This is a genomic window from Agromyces binzhouensis (assembly GCF_004135055.1).
In the GTDB taxonomy this organism is placed as follows: Bacteria; Actinomycetota; Actinomycetes; order Actinomycetales; family Microbacteriaceae; genus Agromyces; species Agromyces binzhouensis.
In genome coordinates this window covers 1-1,373 of the sequence record NZ_SDPL01000599.1, presented here as the reverse complement: position 1 = coordinate 1,373, position 1,373 = coordinate 1, and the positions used below count along the sequence as shown (strand labels likewise).

Genomic DNA, 1,373 nt, shown 5'->3' with positions numbered 1-1,373 from the left:
CGTCGCCGTCGACGTACGCCCGGTAGTGCAGCGCGGCGAGCTCGGGGATCATCGCGAACGCGGCCGACGAGCTCCACGACGGCGATGGCGGATGGCGCGGGGGCCGCGTCCCGGTGACCGCGACCATCGCGCGCATCGCGACGCGCCCGATCCGGATCCCGCTGCGCAGGCCGTGGGGCCCCGACGTGCGCGACCTGTCGGTCATCGAGGTCGAGGTCGAGGACTCCGACGGCGCCGTCGGCTGGGGCTTCTCGTGGACGCCCACGATCGGCGCGGCGGCCGTCCGCGCGCACCTCGACCACGACATCCGGGACTTCGCCATCGGGCGCGAGGCGGAGGCATCCGCCCTCTGGGACCCGCTCTGGGCCCACCTGCACGAGGCCGGCGGCGGTGGCATCACCACCATCGCGATGGCCGGGCTCGACCTCGCGCTCTGGGATCTCGCGGGCCGGCGCTCCGGGCTGACGCTGACCGACCTCGTCGGCCGGCAGCACGAGACCGCGACCGCCTACGGCAGCGGAGTGAACCTCCACTACTCCCTCGGCGAGCTCGTCGCGCAGGCCGAGCGATGGGTCCAGGAGGGCTACGACGCGGTCAAGGTCAAGGTCGGCAGCCCCGACCTCGCGCGCGACCTCGAGCGCATCGCCGCCGTCCGCGACGTGCTCGGGCCCGACCGCGGACTCATGATCGACGCGAACCAGCGCTGGAGCCTCCAGCAGGCCGAACGCGCGATCGGCGAGCTCGCCGCGTTCGACCTGGCCTGGATCGAGGAGCCGCTGCGGGCCGACGACCTCGCCGCCCACGTCGAACTGCGCCGCCGCATCGAGGTGCCCGTCGCGCTCGGCGAGAACGTGCACACCCGCTACCGGTTCGCCGAGTTCATCGACGCCGGCGCGGTCGACCTCGTGCAGCCGAACGCCGTGCGCGTCGGCGGCGTCACGCCGTTCCTGCGGATCGCCGACCTGGCCGCCGATCGCGGCGTCGAGCTCGCGCCGCACCTGCTGCTCGAGCTCTCGGCGCAGCTCGCGCTCGCGCTGCCCGGCCGGCACCTCGTCGAGTCCGTCGAGGACGCCTCCTTCGAAGCGCTCGGCGCACTCGCCGCGCCGTCGCCCGTCACCGTCGTGGGCGCCACGGCGTCCACGACCGGACAGCCCGGCCTCGGCGTACGCTTCTCGGACGAGCTGACGGATGCCGCGGCATCCGTCCCACCCACGGAGGACCGATGACCGACACCGCCGCGCCCGAACGCGACACCGCCGCACCCGCGTCGACCGCTGACACGACGCGCGAGCAGCTCGACGCGATCGCCGCCGCCGCGCGCCGCGCGTTCGCGGTGACCGTGGCCTCGACGGCGGCCGAACGTGCCGCGTGGA

Annotated in this window: 1 protein-coding gene; it reads left to right on the top strand. The window is 74.9% G+C overall.

Annotated features, from left to right (window positions below):
- The first annotated feature begins 113 nt into the window (after positions 1-113).
- Positions 114-1,226 (top strand): mandelate racemase/muconate lactonizing enzyme family protein, encoded by a 1,113-nt coding sequence (locus ESO86_RS17020; protein WP_129235966.1) that lies wholly within the window; start codon positions 114-116, stop codon positions 1,224-1,226.
- Positions 1,227-1,373: the final 147 nt, after the last annotated feature.